This is a genomic window from Chloroflexota bacterium, from assembly GCA_018648225.1.
Taxonomy (GTDB): domain Bacteria; phylum Chloroflexota; class Anaerolineae; order Anaerolineales; family UBA11858; genus NIOZ-UU35.
Genome location: JABGRQ010000156.1, coordinates 1 through 18,249, shown reverse-complemented (window position 1 = coordinate 18,249; position 18,249 = coordinate 1). Strand labels below are relative to the sequence as shown.

Genomic DNA, 18,249 nt, shown 5'->3' with positions numbered 1-18,249 from the left:
GTATGACCCAACCTCCCATTTGCAATTACGAAGGCTCCGATTACCAGACCACGTTCTGGGAAGAGGGCGGGCGCGCCTACGAAGATCAGGTAGAAGCTGTAGCCCTACGCCGCCTACTCCCCTCGGAAGGCAAACTCATGCTCGAACTGGGCGCAGGCGCCGGACGCAACACGCAGCGCTATCGTAATTTTGAGCGCGTCGTTCTGCTCGACTACTCCTTTACCCAAATGCAGCAGGCTCAGGCTCGCCTCGGTAAGAGCGACCGCTACACCTATATCGCCGGGGATGTCTATCGCCTGCCCTTCGTGGATCGTCTGTTTGATGCCGCCACTATGATTCGCGTGCTGCATCATCTCGCTGAGGCTCCGCAGGCGTTGGACGAAATCCGCCGCGTGCTGCAACCCGGTGCCATCTTTATCCTGGAATTCGCCAGCAAACTCAATCTCAAGGCCATTCTGCGCTACATTTTGCGCCTACAAAGTTGGAATCCCTTCACGCCAGAGTCGGTTGAATTTGTGCCACTCAACTTCGATTTTCACCCTCGCACCGTGCGCCAATGGCTCCACGCGGCCGATTTTCAGCTTGAGCGGCAATTAACGCTTTCCCATTTTCGGATTGGCATCCTTAAAAAATTGATTCCGACGAAAATTTTAGTTGCACTCGATGCAATGGCACAACTGACAGGCGATTGGTGGCAACTGACCCCCAGCGTATTTACCCGTTCCCGGGCGGGTGATAGTTCTAAAGGGGCCGCACCCGAGGGCTTCTTCCGTTGCCCGGCGTGTGGACAAACTTCCCTGACAGAATCCCCCGACGCGCTCCACTGCACAAACTGTGTGCGCACCTGGCCCATCGTGGACGGCATCTACGACTTTCGGGAAACCTAGAGTCGCCCTGAGGCGTAGCCGAAGGGTCTAGCGCAGCGTAGAGCGTTTCACTAGATTCTTCGTCGCTCCGCTCCTCAGAATGACGGAGGAAGTATCATGAACATCGCTATTATTGGCGCGGGGATCGCGGGCATGTCTGCCGCGTATGATCTTGTGCGCGCCGGTCACAGTGTTACGATCTATGAAGCCAGCGAAAAGGTGGGTGGCCTGGCCTCGGGTTTCAAAGAACCCCATTGGGATTGGTCGGTAGAGAAGTTTTACCATCATTGGTTCGCCTCCGACGAGTACATGCTCGGCCTGATCGAAGAACTCGGCCTGAGTGATAAAGTTATATTCCCGCGCCCCTATACCGTTCTGCTTCATAATGAAAAATGGTATCCTTTCGATTCGATTCTTCAGGCGCTGCTTTTCCCCGGCCTGGGCTGGGGGCTGGATAAGCTCCGCTTCGGGCTGGTAGGCGTTTACCTGCGCCTGACGAAGAATTGGCGCGCCCTCGAGAAGATTACCGCTCACGCCTGGATTCAAAAATGGGCGGGGAAGCGCGTTTATGAAAAAATGTGGGAGCCGTTGCTGATTGGCAAGTTTGGCCCGCATTATAAAGATGTACCTATGTCGTGGTTCTGGGCGCGTTTGCACGCCCGCACCACGCGGCTGGGTACGTATCAGGGGGGCTTTCAGGCTTTTTGTGATGATTTCGCCGAAATTTTGCGCGGCCTGGGGGTGGAAATATGCGTTAATACGGCGGTGAGTCAAATTCGTCAAAGTGATGAAACTGGCCTGATCTGCCAGACCGACCTTCAACCTGTAACATCCAACCTTCAACCCACTTACGACAAGGTACTTTCCACAACATCCCCGGCGTTGATGGCAAAATTGGTTCCAGCCCTCCCTGACGATTATTTGCGCGGGCTGTTGAATCTAAAATCGATGGGAGCAGTTGTCATCACACTATCGCTCAAACATCAACTCTCCGAAGAAGGCTACTACTGGTTTAGCCTTCCCAAAGATGCCGGGTACCCCTTTTTGGCATTGGTAGAGCATACTAATTATGTCTCGGCGGAGCATTTTGGGGGAGAACATATCGTTTATTGTGGCGACTATCTCGAAACCGATCATCCCTATTTCGAACTTAGCCAGGATCAACTTCTGGAACAGTATCTGCCTGCCTTGCGGCAGTTCAACCCCCGGTTCGAGTCCGATTGGCTCATCAAGAGTTGGCTCCACAAAACCAGATACGCGCAGCCGATCCCTGAGGTCAACCATTCCCGTAATATTCCCGCCATTGAAACGCCAATTTCCGGATTGTACTTTGCCAGCATGAGCCAGGTTTATCCCTGGGATCGCGGCACCAACTTCGCTGTGGAGATTGGCCGCCGGGCGGCGCAGTTGATGATATGACAAAAAAACAACACCCCCTCACCCGTTTGTGGGCCTACGCCCGCGAGCAGCGGCGCGGCATTATCATCGCCTCGCTATACTCCATACTCAATAAAATCTTTGATCTGGCCCCGCCGATGTTAATTGGCGCAGCGGTAGATGTGGTCGTGCAGCAGCAAGATTCGCTGATTGCCCGTATTGGCATTAAAGATACCGGCCATCAATTGCTGGCGCTGGCCGGGTTGACGGTTTTTATCTGGGTTTTCGAGTCGTCGTTTCAGTATTTATATCAAGTCGCCTGGCGCAATCTGGCCCAAACTTTGCAGCACGAATTGCGCATTGACGCTTACGACCATGTGCAGCATCTCGAGCTGGCCTATTTTGAAGACCGCAGCACCGGCGGCCTGATGGCGATTCTCAACGACGACATCAACCAGCTTGAGCGTTTCTTCAACGGCGGGGTCAACGACATCTGGCAGGTTATCACAACCGTATTGGTGATCGGCGGCATTTTCTTTTACACCGCGCCCAGCGTAGCCTGGATGGCGATGCTGCCAATGCCCATCATCGTTTGGGGTTCGATTCGCTTTCAGCGTACATTGGCCCCCAAATATGCAAAAGTGCGTGAGCGCGTTGGCATCCTCAATGCACAACTTTCCAATAACCTGAGCGGCATCGCCACCATTAAAAGCTACACCGCCGAAACACACGAACTTGCCAGCCTGACCGTTGAAAGTAACCATTATCGTCAGGCCAACCGCGATGCCATCACCCTCAGTTCAGCCTTTGTGCCCCTGATCCGCATGGTCATTATGAGCGGCTTCATTGCCATTCTCATCTTCGGCGGGCAGTTGGCGCTCAGTGGTCAATTGGCCGTAGCCACTTACAGCATATTGATCTTCATCACCCAGCGTTTACTCTGGCCGCTCACTCGCCTGGGAGATACGCTGGATTTATACCAGCGGGCGATGGCTTCCACTGATCGGGTGCTGGATTTGTTGGACACACAGCAAACCATCCCCAGTGGTGATACTAATTTAGAAGTAGATACCGTAGAAGGGGCGATTCAGCTCAAAGATGTGAGCTTTGAATATCAATCGGCCAAAGATCAAGCCGTTATTCGAGGGTTGTCGCTGAATATTGAGGCAGGGCAAAGTGTGGGGATTGTCGGCTCGACGGGCGCGGGTAAAAGTACGCTGGTAAAACTGCTGTTGCGCTTCTATGATGTGCAATCAGGCGCCATAGAGCTAGACGGGCACGACTTGCGCGCCCTGGAAAAACAATCGCTGCGCCGGGCCATCGGATTTGTCAGCCAGGATGTTTTTCTATTCCACGGCACGGTGCGCGAGAATATTGCCTACGGCACATTTGATGCCACCGATGAGCAAATTATTGAAGCGGCCCAAATTGCCGAAGCGCACGATTTTATTATGCAACTCCCCCAGGGGTATGAGACCATCGTCGGCGAACGCGGACAAAAGCTCTCTGGCGGGCAACGCCAGCGTATATCGATCGCCCGCGCGGTACTCAAAGACCCGCCTGTGTTGATTCTGGATGAGGCGACTTCTTCCGTGGATAATGAGACTGAAGCCCTGATTCAACGTTCGCTGGAACATATTGCCGTGGGGCGTACAACTATCATCATTGCCCATCGACTCTCCACGGTGCGCAATACAGACCAAATTTTCGTATTGGAGCGCGGCCAGCTTGTTGAACAAGGCACGCATGACGAACTGGTTGCCAGCCCAGGAATATACGCCGGTCTATGGGGTGTGCAAACAGGTAAAAAGGTCGAAAAATAAATACAACAGGTGGGTTTTGCCCACCTGCTGTATTTATTTTTCGACCATCTCGCTCTGGGCGGGTTGGGCTAACAGTCTGTTGATCTTGCGTAAATCCATCCACCACTGGTTGATCGGGCGTTGATGTTCCATATCGACCATACGCTCAAAATCGCGCATCGCATGGTAGCGATATTTGCCTTCTTGCAATCCGATAAACGAACTGCGCGTGGAATTAGCCTCGCATTCGTCAATCAAAAAATTGAGCGCCAGCCGCGAGAGCCGCGTGGCGTGAATGCGGTCAAAGGGGGAGGGATCGCCACCCTGTTGCTGATGCCCCAAAATAGCCGGGCGCACATCGAATAAATCTTGCCCTTCTTCCTCGAAGAGCGCGCACATAAAATGGGTGGAATACACTGAATTCGCATATTCGTTGCGAATCATCAACCCCAGGCGCTTGCCTAATTTAAAGCCGCGGCTCAACGTATCTACATCGCGTTGCAAATCACTGAGGGTAACCCCCTCTTCATTGATGTAGACCCGCTCTGCCCCCGTTGCCATGCCCCCCAGCAGAGCCAGGTACCCGCACCAGTGGCCCATCACTTCCACCACAAAGCAGCGCCGCGTCGCCCCTGCCGATTGTTTAATCTTGTCAACCGCATCCACAATGCTATTCAACGCCGAATCCGCCCCAATACTTAACTCCGAGCCGGGTAAATTATTGTTGATCGAAGCGGGCACGCAAATAACCGGGATATTGAAGGCGGGATAATTGGTGCGCTCGTTATACAGCTTATTGGCGGCTTCGTAGGCATTCCATCCGCCAATCACCAGCAAGGCATCCAGTTCATTGATTTCGATATTGCGGGCAATTTGATATAAGTCGCTGCCTTTGGGCAGGTGGCGGCTGGTGCCCAGGTCGGAGCCGCCGCGCGAAGCCCATCCACTGGCGCTCATCCATGCAAGTTCGCGAATCTCTCCGGCTGCGAAACCCTCAAAACCATTGGCAATCCCTAAAATAATATGGCCGCGATCCAGCCCCAGGCGCATAGCAGCCCGCGTGGCTGTGTTCATCCCCGGCGCGGGCGCGCCCGCATTGAGTACGCCAATCCGGAAGCGTTTTTGCCCTGGTGCGGGGGGGTGTGGCAAGGCGCGCACCATGACCATTAGCGTGTTGAAGGCATCCGTAAAACTGGAGCTGCGCAACTGCATCGCTTTTTCGTAATCTTTAGCGGCAATGGCTTGCGCAACGGCCTGTGTAGTTTCGACACAGGCCATCAGGGGTTTGCGGGTAATGCGATTTCCGGTAATGCCAATATGCAGCGGTTCATCGTCGGGCTGCGCTTCCATGAGCGCCTGGACAGCATCATAGCCCAAAAATGTACCCAGATTGCGGTCGAAAGCGCTGGGGCGTCCGCCGCGTTGCACATGCCCCAAGACCGTCACGCGCACATCTTCGCCCAGACGTTCTTCAAGGACGCGTTGTACATCGCTGCTGCCAATATAGTTGCCATCTCGGTCACGCGCACCTTCGGCCAAAACCACAATGCTGTCGCGGCGTCCGGCAGCACGACCAGCCCGCAAACGCTCGGCCATCACATGCTGCCAGTTTTCTACATCAGGCGGATTTTCGGGAATCAGCACCCAATCGGCGCCGCAGGCCAGTGCGCCCATCAGCGCCAGGTAGCCACAATTGCGCCCCATCACTTTGACGACAAACGTGCGCTGATGGCTGGCTGCCGTGCTGGTGAGCGCGTCCACGGCCTCGGTGATGCGATGCAGCGCAGAATCGGTGCCGATGGTCATATCCGTTCCGGTGAAATCATTGTCGATGGACCCAACCATCCCGACAATCAGCAGATTCGGATGAGCGTTGGCTTGCTCGGGGGTGATTGCTCCGCTTTGGGCGAGTTCTGCCACCAGACCGGGCCACTCCTGCCGGAAGAGATTCGCCCCGGTGAGTGAGCCATCCCCCCCAATGACGACCAGCCCCTCGATGCCGCGTTCGATCAAATTTCTGGCTGCAATCAAGCGTCCGGCGCGTTGACGGAAATCATCACAGCGCGCCGTTCCAATGACTGTGCCGCCGCCTTGCAAAATACCCCCGACTGAATCCCAATCCATTTTACGAATTCTCTCGCCGCCATCGACCATGCCCTGGTAACCTTCGTAGATGGCATACACTTCCAGGCCGTGCTCTAACCCGGTGCGGACAACCGAACGCACCGCGGCATTCATGCCCTGGGCATCGCCGCCGCTCGTAAAAACTACTATTCGTTTTATCATGATAATGTTGTCTCTTTCTCGCGCGCCGATGCGCCGCGTATTGTAGTTAAATTTATAGTGTTTCTAACTTTTCTGGTGATTGCTCAGCCTCGAACAGGAAGAGGCCAAAAAAAGGGGTGTGCGTGGGGGCGTATGCCCCCACGCACACCCCTTTTTTCGGAATTCTCTCTGCGAAGGCATTAGCCTGAGCAATTACCTTTGCTGGATATAGTATAGCTCACATAAAAATATCGTTTGACTAAATTTTACCGCGATCCGCTCACGAATTCTTTACCGATAAGGCTGTTCGCGTTATAGTATGCTCGCCAGTATTGTATACTGCGAATCGAAACAACTATGAATCTCCAAATCTTAAAAAACGCCTCATGTTACCTCACCCGTCCGTATTTCTTGCTGAAAAACTACGACCGCGGCGATCTGCGCCCCGATCTCATCGCCGGGTTGACTGTAGCGATTGTGATGTTGCCTCAAGCGATTGCCTTCGCCATGATTGCCGAATTGCCGCCGCAAATCGGGCTGTATTCTGCGATTGTGGCTTCCATCGTTGGGGCGTTGTGGGGCGCATCGAATCACCTTCATACGGGCCCCACCAATACAACTTCGCTGCTGGTGCTGACCATTTTGTTGCCGTTGGCACAACCCGGCTCTCCGGAATTTCTGGCGATCGCGGGCTTAATGGCCATCATGGTGGGCATTTTTCGTTTGGCGCTGGGTATGGCTCGCATGGGGATTATGGTCAACTTTATCTCCGACTCGGTCATTATTGGGTTTACCGCCGGAGCAGGGGTTTTAATTGGCGCGAACCAACTGCGCCATTTACTGAATTTAAATATTGCCAGCACGCCATCGCTATTGCTCACGCTTAAAGAGATTAGTCTGCACATCATGGAGACGCATATTATCAGCTTTGGGGTTGGCCTTGCCGCTATTTTACTCATTCTTCTGGTGCGTGCGTTAAAACCCAAATGGCCTGCCCCTCTCATCGCCATGATTATCGCCGGGGCAGTCGTCGGTATGTTCCATCTTGATCAACAGGGTGTCAAAATTATCGGTGAACTACCCCGCAGCCTGCCTCCCCTCAGCAAGCTGAAACTGGATTTGGCCGTCATCGGGGAACTTTCAACCGGCGCGCTGGCGTTAGGCGCCATCGGGCTGGTGGAGGCAATTGCCATCTCGCGCTCCATCGCCAGCATATCCGGGCAACGTCTCGATAGCAACCAGGAATTTGTGGGACAGGGCTTAGCCAATATTGCCTGCGGCCTATTTTCAGGCTATACCGTATCAGGCTCATTTACCCGCTCTGGCATCAACTACGATGCCGGAGCACGCACCCCGATTGCCAGTATTTTCTCCGGGATTTTTGTACTCATCTTCATGCTGGCCTTTGGCCCGCTAGCGGCTTATATTCCACGCACAGCTCTGGCAGGGGTACTCATCGTCACGGCCTATAGCATGGTGGATCAGGTGGAAATCCGGCGCATTTTGCAAGGCACCCGTGGCGACCGGTTCATTATGATAGCCACTTTTTTGGCAACACTGTTCCTGCCGTTGCAATTTGCTGTGCTAACTGGGATCATGCTTTCCCTGGCGATTTATATTTTGCGCACCAGCGTCCCCAGCGTTGTGCCCGTGCTGCCCGCTCAGAATTTTCGTCATTTCAGTTATCAGCCCGATAAAGCTCACTGCCCACAATTAGCCATTTTCGATATTCTCGGCGATTTGTATTTCGGCGCGGTCAACCATGTGGAAGAAACTCTGCGAGCGCATTTGGATGAGCATCCCGGCCAGCGCTTTTTGCTGCTGCGGTTGAACAGCGTTCACCAATGCGACATCAGTGGGATTCACACCCTGGAAAGTATCGTGGACTATATGCGCGAGCGCGGCGGCGATATTTTCTTGATGCGCATTCAACCACCCGTATTAAAAATGATGCAAAGCACCGGTTTTATCGAGAAGCTGGGTGAAGACCACTGCCTGCGCTACGAACACGCGATTAGTTTTCTCTATCATCGCATTCTCGATCCGGCGATTTGCGTTTATGAGTGTAGTCAGCATGTTTTTCTGGAATGTCAGAATCTTCCCAAAAAGGCAGAACATGCCTTGGAGTTGTCCATCAAGACTGAGATTCCTGCCGGAGATGTAGCGGGGGTTCCACCGCTGGAGCTATGGGTTGAACTGCATACTCCCAGCCCGCCGCGGATTATTGATGTGCGCGAACCGCGCGAGTTTAAGCGCAAACACATACCGCAGGCAGAATCACGCCCCTTATCGAACCTGCTTGCGGATACCGACCAAATTGAGATCAATGAAAATGTTGTTTTTGTATGCCATGGGGGCAGACGCAGCACGCGGGTGACGTATCTCTTCGCGCAACAAGGTTATCCAAGCGTGCGCGTGTTGCGCGGCGGGTTATTAGCCTGGGAAAATGCCGGTCTATTAGAAGCGGTTGACGCGTAGAGCAGCTTGTGAGTGTCATGATGAACAAAGATAATGCAGTTTTTCAGGATAAATAGATGAGCGAAAAAATTTCCCCCAATTTAGGCTTGAGCCTGGTGCGAGTAACCGAAGCCGCGGCGTTGGCCGCCGGACGCTGGATGGGGCGCGGCGATCCGATTGCCGCTAACCTCACGGCTACCGCTGCAATGGCAGATACCTTCAACACGCTGGATGTAGATGGCTGCATTGTAATTGGGGAAGAAGGCCGTTTGGGGTTGGCATCGCCCCTCAACAGCGGAAATCATATTGGCAACCGAAAAGGCCCTCCCATGGATATTGTAGCCGATCCGATTGATGGCACCAGCTTGCTCATCAAAGGTAGCCCCGGAGCGATTTCAGTTGCTGGAATTGCGCCGCGCGGCTCGATGTGGGCGCCTGCTCCCGCGGTGTATATGGAAAAAATTATTGTGGGGAGCCGGGCCGCCGAGGCCCTCGTCCCGGAGTGTATGGATGCCCCCGCGGCGTGGACGCTGGCTCTGGTGGCGCGCGTTACGAACAAGCATGTGCGCGATCTGGTGGTTTTTGTACTCGACCGGCCGCGTCACGCAGACCTGATTAAAGAAATTCAGGCGACCGGCGCGCGCGTGATTGCTCGCAGCCACGGGGATGTTTCAGGTGCGCTGATGGCTGCCAGTCAGGATTTGAATGTGGATATTCTCATGGGCATCGGCGGCGTGTCGGAGGGGGTGATTGCAGCCTGTGCAGTTAAATCACTCCGCGGGGCCATGTTGGGACGCCTGGCTCCGCAATCGCCTGAGGAGGCCGAAGCTGTACGCGTCGCCGGGCTGGATAGGCAACAAATCCTCACCAGCAACGAGTTGGTAAACGGGAATAGTATCTATTTTGCAGCTACAGGAATCAGTAATGGGGGTGTGCTGAATGGTGTGCATTACAGCGGCGCAATGGCTGAAACCGATTCGATCATTTTGCGCTGCGAAACCGGCAGCCGCCGCTCGGTGCATACTGAGCACTTGCTGGAGTTGGAGTAAATCCTTCGTGCAAAATTATTTAGCGCAAAGGCGCTAAGTTTCCACGAAACGGAGTAACAATCGATCTGTGTGCGTTAAGCTTTCGCCAGGGGTAGGTAAACTCGAAAAGTGGTGCCTTGCCCTTCCACGCTGTGGATTTGCATCCGCCCCCCGAGGTAGTCGATATTTTGTTTAACAATGCTCAACCCCAGGCCCGTTCCCGTAATGCCGCTTCGTTTGGCGTTCTCTGCTCGATAGAACTCATCCCCCAATTTTTCCAGGGCAGCCTGCGGGATGCCAATTCCGCTATCCACAACACAAATTTCCACCTCATCGGACACTAACTGCATACTCACTTCTACCGAGCCGCCCTCCGGGGTGTACTTGATAGCATTGCTGATGAGGTTGCCCAAAATGCGTTCAAGGCACTCCGAAGTTGCCAGAATTTCAAGCGGCGTTTCAGAAATATGAAACGAGATTGCAATATTCTTGTGCTCGGCCTGGATGCAAAAACGATCGAGGCTGGCCTGCAAGGCGGCCTGCAGGGGCAACAGAGTGAGCAACGGTTCGTCAGCGAGGGTTTTGCTGGAGGCCAGGTCTAGCAGGTCGTTAATCAACGTCATCAGTTCATCCATCCGGGCGTCAATGCGGGTGAGAATTTCGCCCTGTTTTTCAGATACAGTGCCAGCCAGGCCGTGGATCAGGGTGCGCAATAAACTTTGCGCCGCGCTGACCGGTGAGCGCAGTTCGTGCGCTACCATCAGCGTGAAAGTCGATTTAAATTCACTGAGTTTTTCGGCGGATTCTTTTTCGATCGCCAGCAACGCGGCTTCCTGCTCAATGGCTTGCAGACGCTGGGCCTCAAGCAAAAGCTGACGCTTTTCCATCCCCTGGCGCACGGTTAGCAACAGCATATCGGCGCTGAAAGGCTTGGCAATGAAATCGTAGGCGCCCTGCTTGATGGCATCCACAGCCAGTTCAACGGTGGCATAACCGGTGACGATAATGACGACAATATCTGGGTCGATTTCGTGCGCGGGGGCAACCAGATCAATACCGCGCCCATCGGGCAGCATCACATCCAGCAAAACCAGATCAAATTTTGCTTGCCGAATTTTTTGCAGGCCCTCCTCGAGGGTGGCTGCCGTTTCAATGGAATATCCTTGCGGTTCGAGCGCCCGCTGCACGCCACGATGAATGCCGACTTCATCATCCACAATTAGAATTTTGCCGCTAGCTTCCATAATCTTTCTTCCACTGCGCCTGAGGGAGTTGCACCGGCAGCGTAATCACAAAGGTAGTGCCAACACCTTCCTGACTTTGCGCCACAATTTGGCCGCGGTGCATTTTAATAATGCCGTACACTATCGAAAGCCCCAACCCGGTACCCTTACCCAGTGCCTTGGTGGTAAAAAACGGGGCAAAGAGTTTACGCAAATGTTCGGGCGAAATACCACAGCCCGAATCACTCACCTTGATTTCTATCCACTGTCCATTGGTAGGCTGGGCTGAAATTTCGATCTGCCCTTCGCCATCAATTGCGTCGGCGGCATTGCTCAATAAATTGATGAATACCTGCTGCAATTGGGCCGGATCAGCCTGAATGGCGGGTATCTGGGCATCAAAATCCTGAATGATCTTTATACCTTCAAAAGCTGGTTGGTGGTAAATGCTCGTCAATACTTGTTCCACCAACGCGGGGATATACACATCTTGAGTCAGCAATTCTTGTTGGCGAGAGAAGTTCAGTAAATCGGCAACAATATTTTTGCAGCGCGCCGTTTCCTGAATAATCACTTTCAGGTCTTCGCGTTTGGGGTCATCCTCAGGGGTTTCTTTTTTGAGCACATCTGCCAGCAGCAAAATTGTTCCCAGGGGATTATTCAATTCATGGGCTATGCCCGCGGCAAGCTGCCCCAGCGAGGCCAGTTTTTCTTTATGCAATAACTGCTGTTGGGCGCTATCGAGTTTTTCCACCATGATATTGAACGATTCGCCGAGGGTTGCCAGTTCGCTGCTGCCCTCGGCGCGCACGCGTACGGTCATATCGCCTTCAGCCAGACGTTGATTGGCTTCAACCAGGCGCACAATGGGGCGCGTGATAATTTGAGCAATCGGCACAGCCGTAATAGCCGTGAGCGCCAGACAAATAATAATAATCAATACTACGCGGTCATTAAAGTCTTTGACCAGTTGTTCAAACGAAGCCACCCGCGCGCCTACATACAGACTACCCACTACGCTCCCCTGATGATCATGTAATGGTTCGTAGCGCGTCATATAAGTTTCGTTGACTACAAAAGCCACACCGTTATAAGCCTGACCTTGCTCTAAAACAGATTTTCCCACTTCGCTGGAAATGCGCGTTCCTACCGCGCGGCTGCCATCCGCATCCGGAACATTGGTCGAGACGCGCATATCGCCGAAAAAGATCGTCACCGTATCCACTCCGGCCAGGTCTTGAATGCGGTCTACCAGCGTGAAATCATTGTTGAATAAATACCCTACCAGCACCACGCCCAAAAGTGTTTCATCGGCATCATGCAATGGATACGCAGCCGTCAGCGTTAATCCGGCAGTGCCCTCGTTCTCAAACAACAGGTCTGGCGCCGATTGAGGCGTATCTCGTAAAGGCACATGCGCTTGCTCAACCAGGCCAATATTGTCCAGGAGTTCTGCCGAGATAATCTCTGTAGCGCCGTAACCCTCCCCCGTTGCCAGCACGCTGGCTACGATGGGTAGTTCGCTCCAATTGCCGCCCGAATAGGGTTCAGACAGCTTTCCATCCGCCGATACGGTGCGGGCGATAACGATTTCTCCGTGGGTATCCAGTAGCACAATCAGATGCGTGCCAGACAGGGGCGGGATTGATATTTTGCGGGCAATTTTTTCAACCAAATAATCCCGCGCAATAGCATTTCCCACCTGTGCGGCCCGAAATCGTTGCAAGAGTTCCGTATCGGTTAACACCCGCTGGCAGGCAGCAACAGCCTCATCTAACTCCAGTTGATAAAAAGACTGCGCCAGATACATATCACGCGCCACGCGCTCATTTTGGGCATTCACCAGATACGATTCAATCACCCGCGCAACCAGCAAGGAGCCTAATGCCACTGTAATCCCTACCAAAAGGGAGAACACGGCAATCAGCAATATCTGCAAACGCCCGCGCAAAATGCCGATGATGAATTCTCGCATAACAAATTTGGCCCTCATCCCTCTCGCTTACGCTCGACTCCCCTCTCCCAATTCTGGGAGAGGGGGATGGAGTGTGAGGGTAGCAATAAATTTATTGTACTCGTTACCGGCTTAGAATCCAATCGACCTTGCCGAGCAGCCCGGCGGGATCAATGGGTTTGTCCACAAAAAGCTCCACCGGCAAATAGTCAATGTCGGGTTCAAAGCGCAGCGGCGTTGTGCTATGGATCGCCGTCAGCATCAGAATGGGCAAATCCTTGAACTCGGCAAATTCTGAAGTCGGGTCGGGGTTATGCAACTTGAGCGCCAACTGGAAACCGGCGGTGTGTGTTTCCATCATCACATCCAGAATCACTAGCTCAGGGCGCTCTGCCCGGATTTTTTCAATGCCGTCCTGGCTGTTGTGGGCCTCGATGATTTCATGCCCCACACTTTCCAGCGTCATTCGGCAAGCCGCGATGATATCAACATCATCATCAATCAAGAGAATTTTAGCCATTTTTTGTCCTTTCGATCATTTTTGTCATTCTGAGCGAATGCGAAGGGTCTAGCAAAGCGTCTTTGCGTTCAGGTGCAAGTGTCACTTCGTTCAGCATGACGCATTTCTTTATTGATATTTTTTTATTTTATCCGCGTTCATTTGCGGTTGCTTTTCAAGATATTCGGTTTCTACTTCTGTGTGGATTGCCGTTAAAAGCTCCTGGGTTACATCTCGAACCGCTTCTGCCACCAGGGCGCTCAGACCCTGAGCCAATGCCACGCTCTGAGGCTGGATGCCATACAACGTAATCTGGGGCAGGGCAACCCCTAAAGCTTGGGCAATCGCCAGCGTCTCAGGGAGGGATGCGTGGTGCAGCGAGAGATTGGCGCGCATATCGCCGGGTGAAAACGCCGCCGCATCGAGATCAAAACGCTGCCAGGCTCCCGATGGCTGTTGCATTTCCACCGCGTCGATCACAAAAACGCGTTCATAACGTTCAGTGACTAGCGTGGTTAGCAAACCGCTGCGGCTGCCATTATACAGCGCCACATTCGCGGGCAAGGCAAGCTCGCTGAGTGCATCCAGCACGGCTAAACCGGCGCCGTCATCGCCGCGCAAGGAATTACCCAGGCCGCAAACCAACACATCAGACATATTTTATTTCCAGCATATGCGTGGAGCATGAAATGCACGGATCGTAAGCCCGCACGAGCATTTCCAGCGCCAGAGTGATTTCATGCTGCTCTTTGTGCATCACTTGGGGAACCAGGGCGCGCATATCGGCCTCGATATTGGCTAAATTCTGCCCGGTGGGGATAATGCAGTTGGCGCCGCTCACCAGCCCGTCGGTGACTTCGTAATGATGATACAGCGTGCCGCGCGGCGCTTCGCAGGCGCCCACACCATCGCCAGAACTACGCGGCGGGGTGACCAAATCTTCCCACTGAATGCCATCGGCGAGCAAATGGTCGATAATGGCAATTGAATCTTCTACGCAATGCGCAATTTCGACCACCTGGGCGGTGGTATTCATATAGGGGTTGATGCAGCCCGGGTTCAGGTTGAGCGCTTCGGCAGCCGAGCGGGCGCGCGGGTGTAATTTTTCGTGATTGAGATTGAAACGCGCCAGCGATCCCACCATATAGGTCTCGCGCTGGTTGTAAGTATGCTTGGCGGTTGAATGAGTCACCACATGCTCGTTGGTCACGCGGCGATATTCTTCAATCGGCCAGGTGATGCCTTCGCTGCTGGCAATCGTATCGCCGATAAAGCAATATTCATCTTCGGCGGTGAGCGCCATGAACTCGGTGTCGCGCTCAAAAGCGGGCATGGGCAGGTTTTCGTAGAGGATCACTGTGGCATCCACATCTTCGAGCAGGGCATCCAGGCGTTGGCGCAGAGCTTTGAGTTCTTCTATTGAAGGGAAATGTGTGAAGCCGCCCACGGCCATCGAGATGGGGTGCGTGTGCCGCCCGGCGATGGCAGCGCAAATATCACCGGCTAATTTCTTCATGCGCAGGGCGCGCAGCACCACTTCGGGATGAGAACCCGCCAGGGGAATCACAGAACCCACACCGAGGAAGTCCGGGGCAACCAGCATATAGGCGTGCAGCACATGGCTATCGAGCATTTCGGCGTGCATCTGCAATTTGCGCAGCAGCACCGTTTGGGGCGTGGGCACCACCCCCAAGGCATGTTCCACCGCCAAAACCGAGGCCGTCGCATGGGTCACGGCACAAATTCCACAAATGCGCGAGGTGAGATGCGAAGTCTGATGATAGGGCTGCCCCAACAACATAGCTTCGAAATAACGCGGCGCTTCGATAATTTGCAAATCGCATTGTTTCAACTCGCCGTTTTGCACATCGACAACCAGATTGCCGTGGCCTTCAACGCGGGTAATATGGTGAACGTCTATTTTTACGTCTTTAGTGGTTACTGTCATAGTTACACGTCCATCAGTTGATAGGTGAGGAAAAGCTGCTGTTTGGCTTCGGATTCGGCGAAGGGGATATTATTTTCGCTCATGGCGATGGCGAGGCCTTCCAGGTTGGGGTTGGGGATCAGGCCACGGCAGCCTTCGCAGCCCACACCCAGGGCGGTGCAGATGGCATCGCAACCGGCGCGGGTGACAGAACCCAGGCAGGCTTTGCCCTGGAGCATCACACAGGCATTCTCGCGCAGCTTGCACTCCACACACACGGGATAGTCGGGCAATTGTGGGGCGCGTCCCTGCAACAGGGCTTTGACCGCGGCGATAAATTCGTTTTGGTCAATCGGACAGCCGGGGATGAAATAATCGACGGTGATGACTTCGCTGGCCGGGCGTGCGGCATAGGCTTTTGGCGTTTCGACATCGTTGCCATAGACATAGGCGCTGGCCTGGGCCACGGCCTGGCGGTTACGCAAGGCGTTCACGCCACCCATGTGGGCGCAGGCTCCCAGGGCAATCACCACAGCGGCTTGTTCCCGGATTTTTAACAAGCGTTCTTCATCTTGTTGGCGGGTACAACTGCCTTCTACGAAGGCAATTTGATAATCTTCGCCGCGCTCGGTCATGGCTTCGCGGAACTGGACGATCTCAACCGCGTCGAGCAATTCGACATGCGTTTGCAACGAATCGACCACGGTTAGCTGGCAGCCCTCGCAACTGGCGAAATCAAAGAAGGCTATTTTCGGTTTTGCGGGCATCACATTGCCTCCCCAAGATTTTTAATTTGCGCGTAGGAGAAGCTGGGGCCATCCTGGCAGCAGAATTTATCGTTGATCTGGCAGTGGCCGCACTTGCCCACGCCGCATTTCATGCGCCGCTCCAGGCTGAGCCAGATATTAGCGTCGCGCAGCCCTTTACTGAGCAGTTCGGCAAGCACAAAGCGATACATGATCGGCGGGCCGATGGTCACGGCGATAGTGTTATGTACGTAGACGGGAATATCGGGGATCAGGGTGGTAATCACGCCGGTATTGCCTGTCCAATTGGCATCGGCCTGATCTACAGTGACGCGGAAATCCACGTCGTCACGCGCCTGCCATTCGGCGAGTTCGTCGGTGAAGAGCAACTCCGAGGGAGTACGCGCCCCGTAGAGGACGATCACGCGTCCATATTGGCTGCGATGGTCGAGCACTTCATTGATCAGCGCGCGCGCCGGGGCCAATCCCAGGCCACCGACGATGAACAGCAAATCCTTGCTCTGGAAACGTTCCAGCGGGAAGGGGTTGCCATACGGGCCGCGGATGCCCAGAAAGTCGCCCGTCTGAAGGGTGTGCATCACGTTTGTCAGATCGCCTGCTTTGCGAATGCATAACTCAAATGATCCGTTGCTGCGGCTGGGCGAAGAAGAAATGCTGATCGGCGCTTCGCCCACACCCAGCAGGGAGACTTCGACGAATTGGCCGGGTTGATGATCGAGCGACAAGCCGCCGGGCAGTTCAATGGTGTAGAGTTTTTCCTGATGGCTCATGGATTGCACATTGACGATGCGCGCCATTACGGGAGCATAAATGGAAGTGGATTTCAAGGCTTCACGCAAAGGGGTGCTCATGCGCGCACCTCCGTTTTGCTATTGGTTTCACCAATATAGTGCTTCTCTGTGGAGAGTTGATTCAACACACCGATGGGCGTGATCTTCACCAGACATTGTGTGGCACAGCGCCCACAGCCTACGCAACCTTCTAGGCCATCGTACTGGCTGAGGTATTCGTATTTATGGGCAAAGCGATGCCGCAGCCGTTTGGCGCGTTTGTTGCGGAAATCGTGTCCCCCGGCGACCAGCGCAAAACGCTCTAATTGGCACGAATCCCACACTCGGGCGCGGGTACCCGATTGCAGCGAAAAATCAACTGTATCGAAGACATCAAAACAAAAACAGGTGGGGCAGGTGAGATTGCAGGTGCCGCATCCCAGGCATTTTGCGCCGATTTCAGCCCACACCGGGCTGGATTGCGTGACTGAAAGTAATTTGGGCAAATCTTGCGCGTCCGCATTCAGGCGATAGGGGAAGCGCGATAAACGCTGGCTCATCACCTGATTGAGACGGTCGAAATCTTCGGGGAGGGCCGCGCGTGCGGGGGCAAAGCCATCCAGCAGGGCGGCACCTTTTTCGGAGCCAATCCCGGCGGCATAGGCTTCACCCAGATCGGTGAGGTGCAGGTCAAATTCTTCGGGAACAAAATGCGTGCCCATATCCTGGCAGAAGGCCTCCGGCGAGCAGGGTTTGAGGCAGTCGAGACTGACCAGCGTTGTGTTGGCGCGCCGCTCCCGATAATGCGGATCGACCATCGGGGCGCGCATGACTTCATCCAGCAAACTCACCGCGTGCATATCGCAGGTGTGAATGCCCAAAATAACCGTCGGACGGGTATCGAATACCGGTTGGACAGCAGGTTCGGTTTCTTTGCCATTACCCTTGAAACGGATCAATTCCTCACGCTGTGGCAGCAGCATCTTCTTGGGGGGCAAGATGGTGGTGGCATAGTCCAGGTTTACTTCAGCGGCTGAATGAATTTCAGTAAAACGGGTTTTGCCCTGCCGAGTCTGCGGGGCATAGACTGTATGCGCTGAGGCGAGAAACTCGATCCACGCTGGCAGCGCAGATTTTGGAATTACTTTAAAACTCATTGCTTCTCCTTGTTGCTATATTTTATAATTGCAACTCGCTAATCTCACTAAGTATTTATCCGAAAATTCAAAATAGGTGCTTTTCAAACACCAATACATCGAAAAAAATGTCATTCTGAACCCCCGAAGGGGGTGAAGAATCCCTACTATGTGGATT

The 18,249-nt window shown here is 53.9% G+C and carries 14 protein-coding genes; 5 read left to right on the top strand and 9 right to left on the bottom strand.

The genetic code is table 11. The features are described 5' to 3' along the window. Positions 1-2: 2 nt before the first annotated feature. The 3 genes from HN413_14785 to HN413_14775 all read left to right on the top strand — a co-directional run bounded on the left by HN413_14785 (position 3) and on the right by HN413_14775 (position 4,066). Positions 3-887, top strand: a complete 885-nt coding sequence (locus HN413_14785; protein MBT3391661.1) for a methyltransferase domain-containing protein — start codon at positions 3-5, stop codon at positions 885-887. 96 nt (positions 888-983) lie between these two features. Beyond that, a complete protein-coding gene (locus HN413_14780; GenBank protein MBT3391660.1) occupies positions 984-2,285 on the top strand; it encodes an NAD(P)/FAD-dependent oxidoreductase in 1,302 nt (433 codons plus the stop codon). Beyond that, positions 2,282-4,066 carry an ABC transporter ATP-binding protein gene (locus tag HN413_14775; protein MBT3391659.1) on the top strand — a complete coding sequence of 595 codons (1,785 nt, stop codon included), beginning with the start codon at positions 2,282-2,284 and terminating at the stop codon, positions 4,064-4,066. The genes HN413_14780 and HN413_14775 overlap by 4 nt, the downstream gene beginning before the upstream one ends. Before the next feature lie 33 nt (positions 4,067-4,099). On the opposite strand, the gene HN413_14770 is transcribed toward HN413_14775, so the two are convergent. After that, positions 4,100-6,331 (bottom strand): 6-phosphofructokinase, encoded by a 2,232-nt coding sequence (locus HN413_14770; GenBank protein ID MBT3391658.1) that lies wholly within the window; start codon positions 6,329-6,331, stop codon positions 4,100-4,102. A gap of 336 nt (positions 6,332-6,667) precedes the next feature. Between HN413_14770 and HN413_14765 the strand changes: the two genes are divergently transcribed. Both HN413_14765 and HN413_14760 read left to right on the top strand, forming a co-directional pair. After that, complete coding sequence (locus HN413_14765; GenBank protein ID MBT3391657.1) at positions 6,668-8,788, top strand: STAS domain-containing protein; 2,121 nt, start codon at positions 6,668-6,670, stop codon at positions 8,786-8,788. A gap of 56 nt (positions 8,789-8,844) precedes the next feature. Then, entirely contained in the window at positions 8,845-9,816 is a 972-nt protein-coding gene (locus HN413_14760; GenBank protein ID MBT3391656.1) for a fructose-bisphosphatase class II family protein, read from the top strand. A gap of 74 nt (positions 9,817-9,890) precedes the next feature. Here HN413_14760 and HN413_14755 read toward each other — a convergent pair whose 3' ends face one another. The 8 genes from HN413_14755 to HN413_14720 all read right to left on the bottom strand — a co-directional run bounded on the left by HN413_14755 (position 9,891) and on the right by HN413_14720 (position 18,092). Next, positions 9,891-11,039, bottom strand: coding sequence for a response regulator (locus HN413_14755; protein ID MBT3391655.1), 1,149 nt, complete (start codon positions 11,037-11,039; stop codon positions 9,891-9,893). Further along, a complete protein-coding gene (locus HN413_14750) occupies positions 11,029-12,993 on the bottom strand; it encodes a HAMP domain-containing protein (protein MBT3391654.1) in 1,965 nt (654 codons plus the stop codon). Before HN413_14750 ends, HN413_14755 begins: the two co-directional genes overlap by 11 nt. A 103-nt stretch (positions 12,994-13,096) precedes the next feature. Next, positions 13,097-13,492 carry a response regulator gene (locus tag HN413_14745; GenBank protein ID MBT3391653.1) on the bottom strand — a complete coding sequence of 132 codons (396 nt, stop codon included), beginning with the start codon at positions 13,490-13,492 and terminating at the stop codon, positions 13,097-13,099. A gap of 108 nt (positions 13,493-13,600) precedes the next feature. Then, positions 13,601-14,128, bottom strand: coding sequence for a hydrogenase maturation protease (locus HN413_14740; GenBank protein MBT3391652.1), 528 nt, complete (start codon positions 14,126-14,128; stop codon positions 13,601-13,603). Further along, the gene (locus HN413_14735; GenBank protein MBT3391651.1) at positions 14,121-15,419 is read right to left on the bottom strand and encodes a Ni/Fe hydrogenase subunit alpha; all 1,299 of its coding nucleotides are present in this window, start codon (positions 15,417-15,419) and stop codon (positions 14,121-14,123) included. The genes HN413_14740 and HN413_14735 overlap by 8 nt, the downstream gene beginning before the upstream one ends. 2 nt (positions 15,420-15,421) lie before the next feature. Then, positions 15,422-16,165, bottom strand: a complete 744-nt coding sequence (locus HN413_14730) for an NADH:ubiquinone oxidoreductase (protein ID MBT3391650.1) — start codon at positions 16,163-16,165, stop codon at positions 15,422-15,424. Next, positions 16,165-17,016 carry an FAD/NAD(P)-binding protein gene (locus HN413_14725; protein ID MBT3391649.1) on the bottom strand — a complete coding sequence of 284 codons (852 nt, stop codon included), beginning with the start codon at positions 17,014-17,016 and terminating at the stop codon, positions 16,165-16,167. The genes HN413_14730 and HN413_14725 overlap by 1 nt, the downstream gene beginning before the upstream one ends. Next, the gene (locus HN413_14720) at positions 17,013-18,092 is read right to left on the bottom strand and encodes a 4Fe-4S dicluster domain-containing protein (protein ID MBT3391648.1); all 1,080 of its coding nucleotides are present in this window, start codon (positions 18,090-18,092) and stop codon (positions 17,013-17,015) included. Before HN413_14720 ends, HN413_14725 begins: the two co-directional genes overlap by 4 nt. Between the last annotated feature and the right edge of the window lie 157 nt (positions 18,093-18,249).

Coding starts and splice junctions, on each gene's coding strand:
- HN413_14785 (MBT3391661.1), top strand. CDS start 3: ATGACCCAACCTCCCATTTGCAATTACGAAGGCTCCGATTACCAGACC.
- HN413_14780 (MBT3391660.1), top strand. CDS start 984: ATGAACATCGCTATTATTGGCGCGGGGATCGCGGGCATGTCTGCCGCG.
- HN413_14775 (MBT3391659.1), top strand. CDS start 2,282: ATGACAAAAAAACAACACCCCCTCACCCGTTTGTGGGCCTACGCCCGC.
- HN413_14770 (MBT3391658.1), bottom strand. CDS start 6,331: ATGATAAAACGAATAGTAGTTTTTACGAGCGGCGGCGATGCCCAGGGC.
- HN413_14765 (MBT3391657.1), top strand. CDS start 6,668: ATGAATCTCCAAATCTTAAAAAACGCCTCATGTTACCTCACCCGTCCG.
- HN413_14760 (MBT3391656.1), top strand. CDS start 8,845: ATGAGCGAAAAAATTTCCCCCAATTTAGGCTTGAGCCTGGTGCGAGTA.
- HN413_14755 (MBT3391655.1), bottom strand. CDS start 11,039: ATGGAAGCTAGCGGCAAAATTCTAATTGTGGATGATGAAGTCGGCATT.
- HN413_14750 (MBT3391654.1), bottom strand. CDS start 12,993: ATGCGAGAATTCATCATCGGCATTTTGCGCGGGCGTTTGCAGATATTG.
- HN413_14745 (MBT3391653.1), bottom strand. CDS start 13,492: ATGGCTAAAATTCTCTTGATTGATGATGATGTTGATATCATCGCGGCT.
- HN413_14740 (MBT3391652.1), bottom strand. CDS start 14,128: ATGTCTGATGTGTTGGTTTGCGGCCTGGGTAATTCCTTGCGCGGCGAT.
- HN413_14735 (MBT3391651.1), bottom strand. CDS start 15,419: ATGACAGTAACCACTAAAGACGTAAAAATAGACGTTCACCATATTACC.
- HN413_14730 (MBT3391650.1), bottom strand. CDS start 16,165: ATGCCCGCAAAACCGAAAATAGCCTTCTTTGATTTCGCCAGTTGCGAG.
- HN413_14725 (MBT3391649.1), bottom strand. CDS start 17,016: ATGAGCACCCCTTTGCGTGAAGCCTTGAAATCCACTTCCATTTATGCT.
- HN413_14720 (MBT3391648.1), bottom strand. CDS start 18,092: ATGAGTTTTAAAGTAATTCCAAAATCTGCGCTGCCAGCGTGGATCGAG.